This window comes from Peribacillus sp. YIM B13482 (assembly GCF_042787975.1).
In the GTDB taxonomy this organism is placed as follows: domain Bacteria; phylum Bacillota; class Bacilli; order Bacillales; family DSM-1321; genus Peribacillus; species Peribacillus simplex_A.
The window spans coordinates 37,887-54,490 of record NZ_JBHZPF010000032.1; the positions used below are offsets into that span (position 1 = coordinate 37,887).

General features: G+C 36.6%; 19 protein-coding genes and 2 pseudogenes. 14 read left to right on the forward strand and 7 right to left on the reverse strand.

Annotated elements, in window-relative coordinates:
• Positions 1-129: 129 nt before the first annotated feature.
• From ACFX4L_RS15750 to ACFX4L_RS15760, 3 genes are all read right to left on the reverse strand, one after another.
• Positions 130-1,920 carry a S9 family peptidase gene (locus tag ACFX4L_RS15750; protein ID WP_377385064.1) on the reverse strand — a complete coding sequence of 597 codons (1,791 nt, stop codon included), beginning with the start codon at positions 1,918-1,920 and terminating at the stop codon, positions 130-132.
• 345 nt (positions 1,921-2,265) lie between these two features.
• Positions 2,266-2,727 carry a CBO0543 family protein gene (locus ACFX4L_RS15755; RefSeq protein WP_284471064.1) on the reverse strand — a complete coding sequence of 154 codons (462 nt, stop codon included), beginning with the start codon at positions 2,725-2,727 and terminating at the stop codon, positions 2,266-2,268.
• The gene (locus ACFX4L_RS15760) at positions 2,639-3,826 is read right to left on the reverse strand and encodes a DUF2515 domain-containing protein (protein ID WP_377385066.1); all 1,188 of its coding nucleotides are present in this window, start codon (positions 3,824-3,826) and stop codon (positions 2,639-2,641) included. Before ACFX4L_RS15760 ends, ACFX4L_RS15755 begins: the two co-directional genes overlap by 89 nt.
• A gap of 379 nt (positions 3,827-4,205) precedes the next feature.
• Between ACFX4L_RS15760 and ACFX4L_RS15765 the strand changes: the two genes are divergently transcribed.
• The 12 genes and pseudogenes from ACFX4L_RS15765 to ACFX4L_RS15820 all read left to right on the forward strand — a co-directional run bounded on the left by ACFX4L_RS15765 (position 4,206) and on the right by ACFX4L_RS15820 (position 12,055).
• Positions 4,206-4,940, forward strand: coding sequence for a polysaccharide deacetylase family protein (locus ACFX4L_RS15765; protein WP_377385068.1), 735 nt, complete (start codon positions 4,206-4,208; stop codon positions 4,938-4,940).
• Between the two features lie 606 nt (positions 4,941-5,546).
• Entirely contained in the window at positions 5,547-5,807 is a 261-nt protein-coding gene (locus ACFX4L_RS15770; RefSeq protein WP_284471062.1) for a metal-sensitive transcriptional regulator, read from the forward strand.
• 35 nt (positions 5,808-5,842) lie between these two features.
• Entirely contained in the window at positions 5,843-6,148 is a 306-nt protein-coding gene (locus ACFX4L_RS15775) for a monooxygenase (RefSeq protein ID WP_377405612.1), read from the forward strand.
• Between the two features lie 157 nt (positions 6,149-6,305).
• The gene (locus ACFX4L_RS15780) at positions 6,306-6,785 is read left to right on the forward strand and encodes a DsrE/DsrF/DrsH-like family protein (RefSeq protein WP_061462784.1); all 480 of its coding nucleotides are present in this window, start codon (positions 6,306-6,308) and stop codon (positions 6,783-6,785) included.
• A 27-nt stretch (positions 6,786-6,812) separates the two neighbouring features.
• A complete protein-coding gene (locus ACFX4L_RS15785; RefSeq protein ID WP_284471060.1) occupies positions 6,813-7,181 on the forward strand; it encodes a rhodanese-like domain-containing protein in 369 nt (122 codons plus the stop codon).
• 18 nt (positions 7,182-7,199) lie between these two features.
• The gene (locus ACFX4L_RS15790) at positions 7,200-7,496 is read left to right on the forward strand and encodes a rhodanese-like domain-containing protein (protein WP_125162037.1); all 297 of its coding nucleotides are present in this window, start codon (positions 7,200-7,202) and stop codon (positions 7,494-7,496) included.
• Between the two features lie 54 nt (positions 7,497-7,550).
• Entirely contained in the window at positions 7,551-8,123 is a 573-nt protein-coding gene (locus ACFX4L_RS15795) for a sulfurtransferase TusA family protein (protein WP_284471059.1), read from the forward strand.
• Between the two features lie 27 nt (positions 8,124-8,150).
• Positions 8,151-8,545, forward strand: a pseudogene (locus tag ACFX4L_RS15800) (DsrE/DsrF/DrsH-like family protein).
• Between the two features lie 43 nt (positions 8,546-8,588).
• A complete protein-coding gene (locus tag ACFX4L_RS15805) occupies positions 8,589-9,716 on the forward strand; it encodes an MBL fold metallo-hydrolase (RefSeq protein ID WP_377385073.1) in 1,128 nt (375 codons plus the stop codon).
• A gap of 37 nt (positions 9,717-9,753) precedes the next feature.
• Positions 9,754-9,981: a sulfurtransferase TusA family protein gene (locus tag ACFX4L_RS15810; protein ID WP_089363273.1), complete on the forward strand. Its 228-nt coding sequence runs from the start codon at positions 9,754-9,756 to the stop codon at positions 9,979-9,981.
• A gap of 50 nt (positions 9,982-10,031) precedes the next feature.
• Positions 10,032-10,811 carry a sulfite exporter TauE/SafE family protein gene (locus tag ACFX4L_RS15815; RefSeq protein ID WP_284471057.1) on the forward strand — a complete coding sequence of 260 codons (780 nt, stop codon included), beginning with the start codon at positions 10,032-10,034 and terminating at the stop codon, positions 10,809-10,811.
• Positions 10,812-11,638: 827 nt separating this feature from the next.
• A complete protein-coding gene (locus ACFX4L_RS15820; RefSeq protein WP_284471056.1) occupies positions 11,639-12,055 on the forward strand; it encodes a hypothetical protein in 417 nt (138 codons plus the stop codon).
• Positions 12,056-12,475: 420 nt separating this feature from the next.
• On the opposite strand, the gene ACFX4L_RS15825 is transcribed toward ACFX4L_RS15820, so the two are convergent.
• Together ACFX4L_RS15825 and ACFX4L_RS15830 are read right to left on the reverse strand one after the other, a co-directional pair.
• On the reverse strand, positions 12,476-12,973 hold the full coding sequence (locus ACFX4L_RS15825) for a VanZ family protein (protein WP_377385076.1): 498 nt from the start codon (positions 12,971-12,973) through the stop codon (positions 12,476-12,478).
• 96 nt (positions 12,974-13,069) lie between these two features.
• Positions 13,070-13,356: pseudogene (locus ACFX4L_RS15830) on the reverse strand (D-Ala-D-Ala carboxypeptidase VanY); the annotation flags it as partial.
• A 634-nt stretch (positions 13,357-13,990) separates the two neighbouring features.
• Here ACFX4L_RS15830 and ACFX4L_RS15835 point away from each other — a divergent pair.
• Positions 13,991-14,233: a hypothetical protein gene (locus tag ACFX4L_RS15835; protein WP_377385078.1), complete on the forward strand. Its 243-nt coding sequence runs from the start codon at positions 13,991-13,993 to the stop codon at positions 14,231-14,233.
• 824 nt (positions 14,234-15,057) lie between these two features.
• On the opposite strand, the gene ACFX4L_RS15840 is transcribed toward ACFX4L_RS15835, so the two are convergent.
• A complete protein-coding gene (locus tag ACFX4L_RS15840) occupies positions 15,058-15,951 on the reverse strand; it encodes a LysR family transcriptional regulator (RefSeq protein WP_377385080.1) in 894 nt (297 codons plus the stop codon).
• A 90-nt stretch (positions 15,952-16,041) separates the two neighbouring features.
• Between ACFX4L_RS15840 and ACFX4L_RS15845 the strand changes: the two genes are divergently transcribed.
• Positions 16,042-16,350, forward strand: a complete 309-nt coding sequence (locus ACFX4L_RS15845) for a cupin domain-containing protein (protein WP_002094998.1) — start codon at positions 16,042-16,044, stop codon at positions 16,348-16,350.
• An 80-nt stretch (positions 16,351-16,430) separates the two neighbouring features.
• Here ACFX4L_RS15845 and ACFX4L_RS15850 read toward each other — a convergent pair whose 3' ends face one another.
• The gene (locus tag ACFX4L_RS15850; protein ID WP_377405616.1) at positions 16,431-16,598 is read right to left on the reverse strand and encodes an IS3 family transposase; all 168 of its coding nucleotides are present in this window, start codon (positions 16,596-16,598) and stop codon (positions 16,431-16,433) included.
• Positions 16,599-16,604 lie beyond the last annotated feature (6 nt).

Sequence of the window (16,604 nt, forward strand, 5' to 3'; positions counted from 1 at the left end):
ATACAGTTAATATGGGTAGTACAGTGCCAATAGATCACTTTTGCCTAATTATTTGAGAAACTAAGACCATCTTTCCTAATGGGTTCCAATTCCTTTTAATCACCCTTCAAAATATAAAAGACTCATAAATTATTTACCAATATATTGATTAAGGAAATGTGCTATTGCTGTATAGGCAGTAATTTTATTATTTAGTTTTACGATGGAATGACCTTCATTTTTAAAGTGGATAAAATGTACAGGATGATTTCGTGCCATTAATTTATTTACAATTTGTTCAGATTCTTCTATTGGGACCCGTGGATCATTACACCCGTGGAGTACCATCAGTGGACTGGTAATCCGGTCAGTTTGATTCAATGGATCAATCAAATCATAAAAGTTTCCGTCCTTTTCAATAGTTCCATATTCAGCTTCACGAAGTTTACGTCGCCACGGACTGGTTTTTTTAAGAAAAGTTCTGAAACTTGAAATCCCAACGAGATCAATTGCAGCAGACCATAATTCCGGGTAATGGGAAATGGCTGCAAGAACCATAAAGCCTCCATAGCTCCCTCCCATAATGGCAACTCTATTAGGATCAGTGCTTCCTTCTTTCTTTAACCAATCTACTAATGAAACAAGATCTCTTACGGAGTCCATTCGTTTACGAACATCATCAAGATGAGTATATGTTTTTCCATATCCTGTACTTCCGCGAACGTTGGGAGTAATTACTGCATATCCAAGGCTTAGAAAATACTGCAGAACTGGATTGAAAACCGCCCGAATTTGGCTTTCAGGACCCCCATGAACATATAGAATAACTGGAATTTTTTCTGTCTGGGTATTTGGCTTGAAATAAAATGCAGGTACTTGGAGATTGTCAAAAGACTTAAATGAAATAAGAGTAGGTTCAATTAATTTATTTTCCAAAAGCTTTGACTGAAGAGATTGAGTAAGCCGTTCTGTCTTCATTTTTCTTAGATCAACCTGCCATATATCAGAAGGATAGGCAGGCCCATTGAAAACGTAGGCTAACTTTTGATTGTCGGGTGAAAAAGTTAGGCTAGTTAACACCCCCATTGGTGTCTGCCATGTATAAAGGGCACTTGATTTTAGATCTAAAAGAATGCCTCTTGAAATACCTCCTTCATTAATTGAAAAAGCTAACTTGGATTGATCTTTACTCATAGCGAGGCCTTCAAAGTCCCACTGTCCCACCTCCAGCCAGGTGATATTTTTTGTTGAAAGATCAATGATCGCGAGCCCAAAAAATTCCCTATCTTGATTTGTTAATAAATAGAGATGATCTCCATCCTTGCTGAAATGAGGGTTTTTATAGCTTGCTTCACCCTGATGATCTGTTAACCAGTTCATTTCTCCTGTGCATAGATTCAGTAAACCTAAATCGTTATCCAACTGGGAATTTGTTTTCCGAATCAATAACGATTTACCATCAGGAGACCACATGATGGAGGAATAGAGACCATCCTTTGACAAAACCATTTGTATTTCTAATGTTTCGACATTTTGAATATAGATATCGAAAAAGGCAGGATGTCGACGATTGCTTGACCAGGCAATCCATTTTCCATCAGGTGAGTGACCCCCATATTCATGTTTATGTTCAGGTGAGTTGGTAAGCGGAATCAGTACACCATCACTCTTGAGTAAAAACAGTTGTTGCTTCTCATTACCGCCAACATCCATTCCGATAAATAGGCCGCGCTGTGATGAACTGTTTAAGTATTTAAAAAAAGTGATTCGTTCATTAGTAAAAGAAGTTTGGGTTGGTTCTCTTATATCGAAATCCTTTGTCCAAACCTGCGGTAAACCAGAATAATCAGCAATAAAGATTATCTTATTACTTTTAGGATCATAAATAGGGTTACTGACAGTACCAACACACAAATATGATTTGATGCCAATTTCTTTCATACATTCCTCCTTAAAATATGCTGAAAAAAGAGAGGTATTGGTATAGCCCAAATAATAAAAAAGCTGAGTCAAAATGATCTAATTACGTCTCACAACCATTATATTTAGATGCATTATATATCATGCACTTAATATCTTGGCTATGGGTGCCAAAATCGTTGCGAACAAGATTTTCTGAAAAGTTTAAAAATGTTTCTCCATATTTCTTTCAAAAGAGTGAGCTATTTTAGTTTTTAATCATCAGTCCAGAAGGGAAACCCTGCTAGCATATTTGGTGTCAAAAAAAGTTTATTGGAATTTTTGTGACACCCTTTGTTTTTTAAATACTTATAATACAGTCGCCTGTTATTGAAACCATCGATAAAAATTCCAAATAAGGAGCATGAAGATCATGTAGCCGAAAAGGGAATAAGAATGATGCCATGCTTCGCTATGAGTAAACAATCCTAAATTCTCAGCAAACGGTTCGGAAACACCTATACAAAGTCCAATCAAAACGATAAACAGGATTCTTGAAAATTTAGTCAACGTTTTTGCGATCCATAAAAAGAGCGTAGTAAAGATTGGCAATATCAATAATGTAAAAGCAACATTGATTGTAAATATATCTGGGAATGGTCTTGCTGGAAAGGCATACATTTGTTTACCGACAAACAGTAAGTCTAAATAAGTCCCGATGAAACAAGAGAGAACTATGGTGGCAACAAAAGCCCGAAGGTTACTCGTCTTCTGCTTCTTCTCGGAGTAGGACGTTTTTTTTTGCCAGAATGGCAAGTTCAATTTTTTCAAGCGTTTTGCAGTACTCATCATAAACCTCCCCATCTGTATTTTCTTCCTTATCGATTAAGTAGTCCATGATTTTCCAGTCCTCAAACCAGTCTTTGCTTTCTTCCTCTTCATGATTAATATCTTTCCATGTGTATATTAATCGCGGACTGTATAAACGATCCGCACCTTTTCTTAATTGGCACTTTTTTGTTCGACGTTTATAAAACGCACGGGGGAATGATTCGTTTACATCATTAAACAAATGCGACCAGTAGTCTTTTCGCGAACCGGTATGTGGATGATCATGTGCCCATTCTACTACTCCTGATAAGATGTTCTCACTCCTAAACAGCTGTGAGTATAATCGCTTGCCCAGCAATATTCGCTCATGTAGGGAGGTGAAATGCGTCATTGTATTCCCGACTAGCGATGTTTTTTGTTTGGTTTCATCCTTATAGAATGGAAAAAGAATATGGTTAAAGCGAAAAAAATCATAAAGTTTGAATCCAATACTATTTAGTACCGTCTTTTTAAAATGGGTATTTTGAAAGACACTTTTTTCTAAATAGCTTTGTTCATTAATAACGGTGGCAATGGCTAACATATAGTGGTCGCCCTTTCTCCAAAAATGGTTCCACAACGTTTCCATAAAAGTTGATACATTGAAAAATGGTAGAAGATGAAACAGTCTTTTTGATCTTTTGACACTTTGTTCATACAACAAAAATTGTGGGTACACATCTTGGAAGATTAACCAGTTCCCTCGTTCCAGAAAAGAAAAGAAGATAAGTTGATCTTTTTCCGATAAAAGTCTTGTATATAACTCCCCTTTTAAATCCGTCATATTCCAACCGCCATTACGCGATACCATATGTCCAAGTAGTGCCCAGTGTATTTCTGGGTAACGGAGATAAAACTGAAAATAGGCATGTGTTCGGGTCACATTATTACTGTTGTGTTGTCTTGTTCGTTCTTTAATTTCATGTATTAACATTGTCTCTTCTCCCGTTAATTCCCGCGGTTTAACAGAAGTCTGTTTTTTACCTTTTTTCTTTAATTCATCTTTTACATCTAAAAGAGAATAGGGAATCGTTTTGGAAAAGCCGTTCCATTCCCTTTTCCTATCGTTGTGTTGCATCCTACTTCCTCCCATAAACACGAATGTTCTTCTTTTAAGTCCCAATAGGTTTTCGTGATAACCATCAGATGATCAAATTTTTTTAATCTTTTAACCTTCTAGTAAGGATTTTTTAAAGGTATTTTAACAATGCAGCTACCATCAGTTTATTACGGATGTTAAGAACAAATGATGATCGTTTTATCGTACAAGAGGTAGCGCGCACATTTTAATGTTATTTGTACTATGAAAAATCATGAGTATTTAAAGGATTCAAAGTGGACGCGAAGGGAATAGATGGATTGGTATGTGTGACATGTAATCTTTCAAGGTGATTCTGATTTTTTCTAGGACTTTGTGGGACCATATGTGAAAACAAAGTACTTCAGGAAGGGGTTCTATGAAAAATATTGTATTGATTTCCTTATTTCTCACGTTTGTGTTCGCATCTCATGCTTTCGGTAAGCAACTAGAAGTGCCCATCTTGATTTATCATTCGATTGACGAGTTTAATGGGCAGGGTTCTAAGGAGTTATATGTAACCCCGAAGAATTTCGAGAAACAAATGTTGTATTTGCGAGACCATGGCTTCACATTATTAACTTTTGATCGATGGCAAGACATTAATAAAGTAAACAAACCCATTTTCATTACCTTTGATGACGGGTACAAAAACAATCTGAATGCATTCGCAATCTTTCAAAAACTGAAAACCGAACGTTTTAAACCAACTGGCACCATTTTTGTTATTTCTGACTTTATCGGTCGTTCCAACAGATTATCGAAATCGGATTTAAAACTGATGGCTGATTCGGGGATAATCTCAATCCAGTCTCATACTGCTACACATCCCGATTTGACGAAAATAAAAAATTATGAATATGAACTGAAAGGGTCCAAAGATAAAATTCAAAAAATAACGGGCAAACCAGTTAATGTTCTTGCGTATCCTTACGGGAATTTCAACGATAAAGTCGTAGCAGAAACGAAGAAATACTATTTGTTTGGACTTACGACAACTCCTGGACCATTTATTGAGAAGGGTATTAAAGATGAACTCTATCTTTTACCACGAACCTATATCAAGTATTCAAGTACTCTTAATGACTTTTCAAAGATAGTTGACAGAGAATGAAGCAGGTAATTGCTTTATTTAGAAAATGGGCACAGAAACAAGGGGAAACATCAAAAAAATGGGGAAATTAGAGGAGTTAACACCGTTCATAAAATTTTGAACGGTGTTATGTATGTTTTTAACTTGCATTTTAAATAATTTATTGTGCCTTTACACGTACACGGGTACTCTTTTGTATATATACTTTGTGAAATTATTTAGTTTGACAATATACCCCTATAGGTATATTATGAACTCATAAGTTAGGAGTGAGTAAACTAAGAGTAAAAAGCACAAATTTTATTTATTGTAATATTTTTACTTATTTTGGTCCCGTTTTTGTATAAACGGTATGTTCCTGTTAAGAGTTTTTTGAATGAAGTACAGGATTTTTTGGATATTAGGGCTTCTAATCATAAGTGTGACAATGTGATGAAGAGCTTTTGAATATCTCTTATGCCTATTTGAAATGTTTTAATGAAGAAATCCCACATGAAAACATTCATGTAATTGCTTCTTATAAATTGGAAGTGAACTTGGGGCTGCGTTTCTTAATTGGAAAAGGAATTATGGTAACCAGTTATGTGATTCAGTGATTGTGTTTGTAAATAGATGGGTGGGCAGAATATGGAATATGATAAAAGTGTCCTTAATCGCTTGAAGCGGATTGAAGGACAAATCAAGGGAGTTATTGGAATGATGGAGCAGGGGAAAGATTGCAGGGAAATCATCACTCAGTTAGCTGCTGCACGTAATGCCATCGATAGGAGCATGGGTGTTATCGTAAGTGCCAATCTAGAACAATGCGTTCGGGAAAATGTCGAAAAAGGTGAAGGCACTGAACATCTTGTCAAGGAAGCTGTTGAATTATTGATTAAAAGCAGGTAAAAGAGCACCTGACCTAAAAAAGGAGAGAGTTATTCATGGCTTATATTTTACAAGTTGATTTTAAAATGGAAGGGCCATTTGGTCACGAGATGGTGGAAGGGTTTGCTGGCTTAGCTAAAAGCATCAATGATGAAGAAGGTGTGATCTGGAAGATTTGGACCGAAGAACGGGAAGCAAAGGAAGCTGGTGGCATATATCTGTTTGAGTCAAGGGAATCAGCCTGTAAGTACTTGACTATGCACACAGCACGTTTAAAAGGTTTTGGCATAGAGGAGGTTAATGGGAAAATATTAGAAGTAAATGAAGGTTTGACTCAAATCAATCATGGCCCAATTAAATAAAAAAATTTATGAAGGATAGAAAATTCTATTTAAAGAAGGTTGACCAACAGTATTTTTCGTCATATTATATACCCTACAGGGTATATAGAAATGAATGTTTTTTTAACGAATTATATACCTATACAGGTAATTGAAATAGGCTTAGGGGGAAAAATATATGACTGAAAAGAGAAGAACGACGATCATTTTATTTAGTGGTGATTATGATAAGGCAATGGCTGCTTATATCATCGCAAATGGTGCTGCAGCCTACGATCATGAAGTGACCATCTTCCATACATTCTGGGGATTGAATGCTTTAAGGAAAGATGAGCCGCTGTCATTAAAAAAAGGCTTTCTTGAAAAAATGTTTGCAAAAATGATGCCCCGTGGTTCTGATAAAATGGGTCTATCCAACATGAACTTTGCTGGAATGGGGCCGAAAATGATCAAGCACGTGATGAAAAAACATAATGCCATGTCACTCCCGAATTTAATTGAGTTGGCCCAAGAACAAGATGTGAAACTGATTGCCTGTACGATGACGATGGATTTATTGGGCTTGCAGCAAGAGGAATTAATGGATGGAATAGAATATGCAGGTGTAGCGGCTTATTTAGCCGAAGCAGAGGATGGAAATGTAAACTTATTTATATAAATTGGGGTACCGGAGGGATGAGTTCAAATGGGAACTATATTTAATATCATCATATTGGGTGTCATCGTTTGGTTTTTATATCAGCGATTTGTTCCGGCAAAGGGGATAAAAAATATAAATGCGGCTGAGTTAAAAGCGGCGTTGAATAACAAAGGAAGTAAGCAATTCATTGATGTCCGTACTCCTAATGAATTTAGGGGCAATCATATTAAGGTCTTTAAAAATATACCTTTAAACGAACTTGGCAAAAGGGCACAAGGACTTTCAAAAGATAAAGAAGTTGTTGTGATTTGCCAAAGCGGGATGCGGAGCAGTAATGCATGTAAAGCTTTGAAAAAACTCGGATTTAATGAAGTCACCAACGTAAAAGGCGGCATGAATTCTTGGCGCGAATAAAAGGAGGATATTATAAAGATGAAAGAAATTTTACCGAATGAAGTGAGTGCATTATTGAAGGGAAACTCGCCAGTCCATATTATTGATGTGCGGGAGGTGGATGAAGTAAAGGCAGGGAAAATACCAAATGCTTTGAACATCCCGTTGGGCCTAGTGGAATTTAGAATGCAGGATCTGGATAAATCAAAAGAGTATATCATGGTCTGCCGGTCAGGGGGCAGAAGTTCAAGGGCAGCGCAGTTACTTGAGGATCATGGATATAAAGTGTTGAACATGGTGGGCGGCATGAATGAATGGGAAGGTCCCATAGAATAATTTTTAAAGCTAAATATACCCCCATCTCTATAAAAAACACAAGGAGGAAATAAAATGATTAAAACAAATTTCGTTTTGGATGCTAAAGGTTTAGCTTGCCCAATGCCAATCGTAAAAACGAAAAAAGCCATGCACGGCCTGGCAGCAGGGGAAGTGCTTGAAGTTCAAGCGACTGATAAAGGGTCAACTGCCGATATGAAAGCCTGGGCCGAAAGTACAGGTCATCAATATTTGGGTACGGTTGAAGGGGGGACCACGCTAAAACATTATCTTCGGAAAGCAGGCGGAGAAGAGCAACAAGAGAAGAAGCATCAAAAAGTCATTTCAAATGACGGCCTTCTTCAAAAAATCGAAGAAAATCAAAACACAATCATCCTTGATGTACGAGAAGCGGCAGAGTATGCTTTCAATCATATTCCAACAGCTAAATCCCTCCCGATGGGTGAATTGGAACAACGTATGCGTGAATTGGATAAAGAGTCCGAGATTTTCGTGATTTGCCGTACTGGCAGCCGAAGTGATCTGGCTGCACAAAAACTGACAGCAGCTGGATTTGAACAGGTATTTAATGTTGAACCAGGCATGAGCCAGTGGAATGGTCCTACCCAAAAATCAGTGAATGAATAACAGAGACTTAAAATGGAGGAATATATCATGTCTAAAGAAGTGGCTATAATCGCAAGTAATGGTGGGTTATTTGACGCATATAAAGTGTTAACATCGCAACGGCAGCGGCAGCAACGGATCAAGAAGTGGCCATTTTCTTTACTTTCGAAGGCTTAAACTTAATTCATAAAGAAGCAAATGTACAACTGCCAATGCCTGAAGGTAAAGATCATTTTGCCGAAGGATTTAAAAAGGCTAATGTTCCTTCCATTCCAGAGTTAGTTACTATGGCCCAGGAAATGAACGTTAAGTTTATTGGGTGTCAAATGACTATGGATGTTAAGGGGTTGGAAAAAGAAGTTTTCGTTGACGGCATCGAAGTGGGTGGAGCGGTCACATTTTTAGAGTTCGCTAAGGATGCTGATGTAACCTTATCCTTTTAATGTAAAAAAATTGAAATGTTAAATACTATAGGGGGTATAAAGAATGGCAGTTAATCCAATGACAGCGGCGGAGGTTTCAAAGAAAGTAATCAATAAAACGGACTTATTCATTTTGGATGTTCGAAATGAAAGTGATTTTAACGATTGGAAAATGGAAGGGGAGAATTTTGAATTCCTTAATATCCCTTACTTCGATTTACTGGATGGCGTTGAAGAAATCATCGATCAAATTCCGGCACATAAGGAAATCCTGGTTGTATGTGCAAAGGAAGGCTCATCCGTTATGGTAGCTGAGATGCTTTTTGAAGCTGGATTGGATGTTTCTTACTTAAAGGGTGGAATGAAAACATGGAGTGAACATTTGGAACCGGTGAAAATCGGCGAGTTGACCAATGTCGGAGAAATTTACCAATTTGTGCGACTTGGTAAAGGCTGTTTATCATACATGGTCGTTTCCAATGGTGAAGCAGCCGTTATTGATTCCACAAGAATGATTGATGCCTACCTTGATTTCGCCGATGGTATCGGAGTGAAAATTACACATGTTCTAGATACACACCTACATGCCGATCACATTTCAGGAGGAAGACGAATAGCGGAAAGGACAAAAGCAGATTACTGGCTGCCGCCAAAAGATGCAGCTGAGGTAACTTTTGAATATCAGCCATTAGAAAGCGGTAAAGTGATAAAGATCGGTCATTCAGCGATTGATATCGAAGCATTATACTCCCCTGGCCACACCATTGGCTCCACATCTTTTGTGGTCGATGGAAAATACCTGCTTTCCGGAGATATACTATTCATCGATTCCATTGGCAGACCGGACCTAGCGGGATTGGCTGAAGATTGGGTAGGGGACTTGAGAGAAACACTGTATACACGTTATAGGGAACTATCGGACGAGTTAATCGTATTGCCATCACATTTCATGATCATTGATGAATTGAATGAAGACGGAAGTGTCGCTAAAAAGTTGGGAACGCTGTTTGCTGAAAATCATGGAATGAACATTGCCGATGAAATAGAATTCAGAGAGCTGGTAACAGGTAATTTACCACCTCAACCGAACGCTTATCAAGACATTCGCGAAACCAATATGGGGAAAATCGAGCCCGATGATGAAAAACAGCGCGAAATGGAAATCGGACCAAATCGTTGTGCGGTTCGCTAAACCTGATAAAAAATGAAGCCAATAGGAGAGATGAAAAATGATTTCAGATAAAGTGTTAGATGCTAGGGGACTTGCATGTCCAATGCCGATTGTTAAGACGAAAAAAGCGATGAATGATTTGCAAACCGGACAAGTGCTGGAAATACATGTAACCGATAAAGGAGCTAAAGCCGACTTAGCTGCTTGGTCAAGATCCGGTGGTCATGAACTAGTGGAAACGGCAGAAGAAAATGATATACTGAAATTTTGGATCAGGAAAGGCTGATAAGAGAAGGGAACCATTAGGGTTCCCTTCTTTTAAGGGAGGCAGGTACAATGGATATCATCTTTATCATTACCATCTTTTTAATTGGTTTTATAGGTTCATATGTTTCTGGAATGCTCGGCATCGGGGGCTCGATTATAAATTATCCAATGCTTCTGTTTATTCCCCCCATCTTCGGTTTAGTGGCATTTAGTGCCCATGATGTAACAGGGATAAGTGCTGTACAAGTCTTATTCGCTTCCATCGGAGGTGTATGGAGCTATCGTAAGAGCGGACATTTAAATAAAACGCTCATTTTCTATATGGGGATCAGCGTTCTAATCGGAAGCGTGGTTGGAAGCTTTGGATCACAATCGATGTCGGAAGACGGAGTGAATATCGTCTATGGCATTTTGGCTTTGATAGCGGCTGTCATGATGTTCATTCCGAAGAAAGGCATAGATGACATTCCCTTGGATCAAGTTACCTTTAACAAATGGCTTGCGGCCATACTTGCATTAATCGTTGGATTAGGGTCTGGAATAGTCGGGGCTGGAGGGAGCTTTCTATTAGTTCCCATCATGCTCATCGTTTTAAGAATTCCAACCAGGGTTACGATCGCGTCTTCATTAGCAATCACATTCATTTCATCCATTGGTGCAACAGCAGGGAAAATCTCAACAGGGCAAGTTGATTTCTATCCGGCATTGATCATGGTTGTTGCTAGTTTAATAGCATCTCCGCTTGGGGCGATGGCCGGTAAAAAGATGAATGTAAAAGTCCTGCAAGTCATATTGGCTCTATTGATTCTAGCGACGGCTGTGAAAACATGGATAGGGATTTTGTATTGAGGCACGTTCCTTGACAGGGAAGGGGTCGTGGGTTCGAATCCCTCACAGGTCATCAACTAACAAAGGCTCAAATCTTTGATATCACAGGGGTTTGGGCCTTTTTTCTGGATAGAGAAGGAGTAAAACGTATTACGGGACAATAATTGGTAATAATTAATATTTCAAGGAACTTTGGATAAGTCTTTTGCTTATTCAGCTAACGATTGAGGTTAAAAATAAGACCGTATTTTTGGCTTTTCTTTAAAAGGTGCATAATCATATTCTTCGGTAAAACCCAATTTACTATAATGTGTTGGATTACCTTTACTACCAAATACCATGCACGGGAATACTTCTTGGAAGCTCTGAGCATGACGCATGAAGAATATGTAAAATAACGGCAAACGATGTAAGACTTCAGAGATAAATTTCCAGCTCACAGAGAGTGTGTGGTTACAACGAACCTGTCCCCTACTTTGATATTGCGCATAATGTAGCACTTCATTACGTTTCTTGGATTGAAAAGTATAATAAAATGCCTTCACCTGAAATGATGGTAGAACAATTTCAAGAAGAATTACAACCAATGATAGTAAGTTTTAAAGTGAAATAAATAGAGGGAGGAAAGTATGAAAGAGTAATTTAAAGCAAATTCCTTTAGGGGTTCTATTAGGGATTAATCACACTTCTCGTAGGACTTACCCTCCACTTTAGTATTATATAGTAAATATTTCCTTTATTTTTTACTATGTGATTTTAATATCTCAACAGTTTATTATATTGATAAAGGAAGAATAACTTAATCTACTACTATAATGAAGAGTCTTTAAAAGGGAAGTGATAGTTAAATGATTTATATAAGCGATATCGAAAAGATAATTAATAACACATTAAATGAGCACAATTTGGATATTATTCATGAGTTTGACAATAATCTAAGTGCACCTATGAGTTATAACGTATCGACCAATACTATAAAATTCAATTACCTTCAAGTTAACGGTTATAAAGGGAAAATTAGAATTAAAGAGACAGAGGAAGACTTTGTTAAAATTATTCTTTATCGTATGATTGGTTATTATTTAGATTTTAAGAAAAACAAACATGATTTAAGGATTTTGATGTATGGTAACGAAGAAGAAAAAGAAAAGCTAAAATCTGAAATAGAAACTAATGCTTGGGAATATGGGAGAACATTAATACCTGAACAACTATTGGAGTCATATGATAAAGTTCGTGAATTAGATAAAATGCTAATAAATTAATGTACTCTAAGAAAATGGAGACCCGACTTTAAACTAAAACAAGAAAAAGAAGCGCAAATTATTAGTGTTAGAGAACATCCAGAGTATAAAGAAAAAGCAATAAAATATTTTCAGTGCAAATGGGCAAACGAAAACACTATGAAAGTATATGAGAACTGTATTACACACAGCATAACAACGGATAGTCCGTTTCCTATTTGGTGTTTAATGGAGGACTCTGGTGAAGTTATTGGCTGCGCAGGTCTTATTAGCAATGATTTTATTAGTCGTATGGATTTATGGCCTTGGTAAAAAAGCCACCCTCAAAATAGGTGGCTTGTGATATTTGTCATTCTTGTTTATAAATAAAGAACCTGCTTTATCAAAGTCATTGATAGTATACCCTCTGTTAATTTTCATGAACAGCAATTCTCCAATTACTTAGGAAACTTTATAAATAATAACACCACTAATCCTGAGATATATTAATAACAGCAATAATGCAACAATGCATATCGTTCCGATTGAAGCTAAAACATTAAGGATTTTATTTGCTTTTGTACTAAACAGCTTACAAAATACAATATAAACTCCAACTCCAATAATTCCACCTAATGTATTTCCCATAAAGTCAGTTATATCGCTAGCTCCTATAGCAAAGAGGAATTGCAATACTTCAAATAACAAACTAACTCCTGCTATTACTGCAATCTTTTTCAAGAAAGACCCAATTGGTTTTAGCATACTGATATAAATTCCAAATGGGATAAATGCAAGTACATTATAGATTATTTCATTAAAATCTATTTGATTATTAATATTAGCTGAACCAGCAAAAGGGATTAAGTTGATTTCCCTAAAATCCGGCAAGCCTTGAAATGAAAATTGCATTTTAAAGACTATAATCCATGTTAATGTAAATAAATATACGGCCAACAAGCCAGCAGTTATTTTATTTTGATTTTTCCATATAAATCCTCAATTCCTAATTCTTTTTCAAATTTTTAATCTAAGCTTTATTCCTACTTTACACTACGCTATCATCTCCGATAGGTTTTCAGCTATTTCTTCTGATAATTTTATTTCACTATTAAGTAACTGGTATCCGGTTGTTAAATCTTTGTGTGTAAATAAATTTATGATATCCGATTTTATACCAGCTTGTTGAACAGCATATTCACTGTTTAACAAAAGCAGATTCCCTTGATAGATCTGCTCTTCGTAATCTCAATCTTTTAGGAATTTTCAGTAGCTGTATTATCATTTTGTTCATATTTTCAATCCCCTACTTTATCTTGGGATATCGGTAATATATTAAAAATAAAAACTAGAAATAATGCACCAAAATCCCCGCTTTTTCATTTTTAGTCTCCTCCTTGATGTCACTTGTTTATAGGATAGGAAAAACTTTTAAAATAAAAAGTGGGGTAAATATTAAATTTTTCTTAAATTTTCACTTGGATTTTATTATTAATCTTCTTAAGAATCCGCCATTGGTAATTGTGTCTTTAAAATAAAATTGCGATGTTTGTAAGAAAGATGCGAAGTTTTGAATAAAGTTGTGATACTTTGATTAAACTTTTTTAGAAAACTGGAGAGTCCATTCAAAAAGAAAGGAAACCATTATGATTAATCTTTTTTCAAAATGGTTTCCTTTTATTAGCCATAGCTTGTGGGTTTACAGAAAATTTTTAATCAATCTTTATTCAAAACCAACACCAATAATTGATGGATTTTGACATATCGCCAGTGAAATATGTAATCACGTAGATAAAATAAGAATCGCTTTTCTTAATAAACTTACGGGTGCTTTAGTTTAATAAAGAGAAATAAGAAGATAATAAAAGAATTACCCCCTTCACAACGATTAGGAATAACAGATAATGTATTATATTAAAGATATAATATATTTCCGTTAGATTTCTGGTTAAACTTGTAACGAAGGGGAAATTTTTTATGAAAATGTTCGGTGGGTTCATTCTCTTTTTTATAGGTCTGGTTTCTTTTATATCCCTATTGATTTATGGCTATAAAGATTTTAAGGCAGATGAATCTAAAACTTCAAATAAGGTGATTTTTTTAGTTTTAGGAATACTTGATACTTTTTTTGGTACTGGTGGTGAATTAGTAAGGTCTTGCTTTAATATTATCACTTGCAGCTATCCTTATTGGTCTTGTGATTATGGGGATATTTATTAATACGGTTTGAATGTGTTTTACTGGTATTTCATTTACTAATTATACATCTAATATTAATGCGAAAGTTTGTGAAATATTGTACTTAAACTATCAGGTGCGTTAGCTGAAGATCAGAGCTGTCTTTAAGGCAGCTTTTTCGTGGGCACGGCATGGGTGCAATCTATAGGGTGAAAGTCCCGAACTATGAAGGCAGTAGTAGTGGTTAACTTAATGCGAGGGTGTCCACGTTGACGTGGAATCTGAAGGAAGCAAGCGGCAAACCTTCGGTCTGAGGAACACGAAATTCATATAAGGCTAGGTATCATTGGATGAGTTTGCGAAACAAAACAAAGTCCTTACTGCCTAAGGTGGTACAGAGTAAATGAAGCAGATAGATGGAGGGAAAGATTGCACTCTTACCCGGGGAGGTCTGATGACAGCCAAGTACACTTGGTGACAGCTGAATCATCAGAAGTCAACAGAGGTCATAGTACTTGTCTACTCGAGAAGATAAGGAAGGACCGAACAGATTAAGGAGGATGAATACTAGGCGTTCGTTATCTGCGAAGAAGCAAACAATTCCTAACGGAACTTATTTGAAGGAAGATGTGGTGAATACACGGGGAACTTCAAAGAAAGAGGGCAAGCCCTACAAGGTGGCCGTGATCGCCTGCGCCCACTTAGCTTCTACATCACGTTTATGCCATCCTTACCCGAGGCGAGCCCTATCGCACATAATCAATAAATTCCATAAACCTCCACGTCGATGGAGGTTTATTTGTCATTTCCATAAACATTATAACAAAAAATCTTTTAGGTACCAAGGCAGATCTGCTTGACAAACATTAGCTGGTTTTTGTGCTTGTTTTGCAGGATGAAAATATGTTAGCTACCAATTTTTCTGTAGCAGGGCTGAGGACTTTATTTTTTTTGCGGATTAATCCAACAGGTAAAGCGAATGAAATATCATCGATGTCACGAATAGCGTATTGGTGTGAATTGGCAACGAAATTGCTAGGTAGCATAGCAATACCAAACCCTTGTAATACAAGATTTAAAACCATCTCCATGTTTGCTGCATCGTAATTAGAGTGTAAATGAAAGCCATGATGAAGAAAAACATGCTCTATTTTTCGCCGATAAACACACAATTGTCCAGTTAAAATGAAATTTTCATCTTCCAAATCACACATGTAAATTTTTTCTTGTGTAGATAATGGATGGTCGATTGGCAGTATCAAACAAAGCTTTTCTTCAAATAGCGGATAAAATTCAAGATTTAATTCTGGTGATGGAGGGGGACATAAGGCAATATCAAGTTCGTTAGCGATAATCCGTTGACTAAATTGTTGGGTTACGCCACTTTCGATGGAAAGACAAATTTGTGGATGTTCTTTCATAAACGTTGTTAGTACGGAAATCAAATTTGTTTTGCCAATGGAATCAATTGCTCCAATCCGAATAAGTCCTTTCTGACCGATTGAAAATTCTTTTGCGGTTTCGGTGATTACATCCACTTGATTTAATAAAATATCTGCCTGTTCTTTCACAAGTCTTCCGGCTTCGGTTAGCACCATTTGTTTTCCTTTACGCTCAAACAGTTCGATGCCGAGTTTTTCTTCTAATTGATTGATGTGTAGGGTGATGGTAGATTGTGCGTATTGTAGCTGATTTGCTGCTTTTATCTGACTACCACATTGGACAACAGCTTGAAATGTCTGTAACAAACGAATTTCCATAATTCATTCCTCCTGAAGAATAGTTCATTTTTGTTCATATTGACTAATATATCATCGTAAATTACTATTTGTATAGAAGGAGATGATAACATGAAAGATTTATTTTCCGTTGATATCACAAACAGTGAGTGGAAATTTGTTATGGATGGTATAGAACAAATTCCATTACGAGATGAGAATGGTGAACTGCGTTATGTCGTGCGATTTGCACCGGGGGCAAAATTCCCTCAACATACGCATAAGGATACCGAGGAATTATTCGTATTAGATGGGGCTCTTATCAGCAATGATGTTGAGTATGGAGCAGGTTCTTATCTCTGTTATGGACCTAATACAGAACATGAACCATGGTCTGAAAAGGGTTGTTTGGTTCTTGTAATGGAACGTAATGCAGGATAGTGTTTTTCTGTTTCTGTTTTTTTGTGTAGGAAATAATTAATTTTTATTGTTTTCATGCAAACTGGATTGTCAACACTAAATCAAACAACCTTTTTAAGGGACAACTTTTTAAATTCTAGAGGGCTTACGTAGCCTAAAGTTCCATGAATTCGCAACTTATTAAACCAGTTCACATAGTCTCCAAATTCGAGTGTAAGCTGAGCTAAGCTTGCGAATGTTGTTTGATTGGCGAACTCAGTCTTAATGATTTTAAA

Bases quoted from the DNA above. Each gene is read 5' to 3' on its own strand.
- ACFX4L_RS15755 (WP_284471064.1), bottom strand. From the start codon at position 2,727: ATGAGTACTGCAAAACGCTTGAAAAAATTGAACTTGCCATTCTGGCAA.
- ACFX4L_RS15835 (WP_377385078.1), top strand. From the start codon at position 13,991: ATGAAAATGTTCGGTGGGTTCATTCTCTTTTTTATAGGTCTGGTTTCT.
- ACFX4L_RS15810 (WP_089363273.1), top strand. From the start codon at position 9,754: ATGATTTCAGATAAAGTGTTAGATGCTAGGGGACTTGCATGTCCAATG.
- ACFX4L_RS15785 (WP_284471060.1), top strand. From the start codon at position 6,813: ATGGGAACTATATTTAATATCATCATATTGGGTGTCATCGTTTGGTTT.
- ACFX4L_RS15775 (WP_377405612.1), top strand. From the start codon at position 5,843: ATGGCTTATATTTTACAAGTTGATTTTAAAATGGAAGGGCCATTTGGT.
- ACFX4L_RS15845 (WP_002094998.1), top strand. From the start codon at position 16,042: ATGAAAGATTTATTTTCCGTTGATATCACAAACAGTGAGTGGAAATTT.
- ACFX4L_RS15750 (WP_377385064.1), bottom strand. From the start codon at position 1,920: ATGAAAGAAATTGGCATCAAATCATATTTGTGTGTTGGTACTGTCAGT.
- ACFX4L_RS15805 (WP_377385073.1), top strand. From the start codon at position 8,589: ATGGCAGTTAATCCAATGACAGCGGCGGAGGTTTCAAAGAAAGTAATC.
- ACFX4L_RS15760 (WP_377385066.1), bottom strand. From the start codon at position 3,826: ATGCAACACAACGATAGGAAAAGGGAATGGAACGGCTTTTCCAAAACG.
- ACFX4L_RS15820 (WP_284471056.1), top strand. From the start codon at position 11,639: ATGATTTATATAAGCGATATCGAAAAGATAATTAATAACACATTAAAT.
- ACFX4L_RS15815 (WP_284471057.1), top strand. From the start codon at position 10,032: ATGGATATCATCTTTATCATTACCATCTTTTTAATTGGTTTTATAGGT.
- ACFX4L_RS15795 (WP_284471059.1), top strand. From the start codon at position 7,551: ATGATTAAAACAAATTTCGTTTTGGATGCTAAAGGTTTAGCTTGCCCA.
- ACFX4L_RS15770 (WP_284471062.1), top strand. From the start codon at position 5,547: ATGGAATATGATAAAAGTGTCCTTAATCGCTTGAAGCGGATTGAAGGA.
- ACFX4L_RS15840 (WP_377385080.1), bottom strand. From the start codon at position 15,951: ATGGAAATTCGTTTGTTACAGACATTTCAAGCTGTTGTCCAATGTGGT.
- ACFX4L_RS15765 (WP_377385068.1), top strand. From the start codon at position 4,206: ATGAAAAATATTGTATTGATTTCCTTATTTCTCACGTTTGTGTTCGCA.
- ACFX4L_RS15790 (WP_125162037.1), top strand. From the start codon at position 7,200: ATGAAAGAAATTTTACCGAATGAAGTGAGTGCATTATTGAAGGGAAAC.
- ACFX4L_RS15780 (WP_061462784.1), top strand. From the start codon at position 6,306: ATGACTGAAAAGAGAAGAACGACGATCATTTTATTTAGTGGTGATTAT.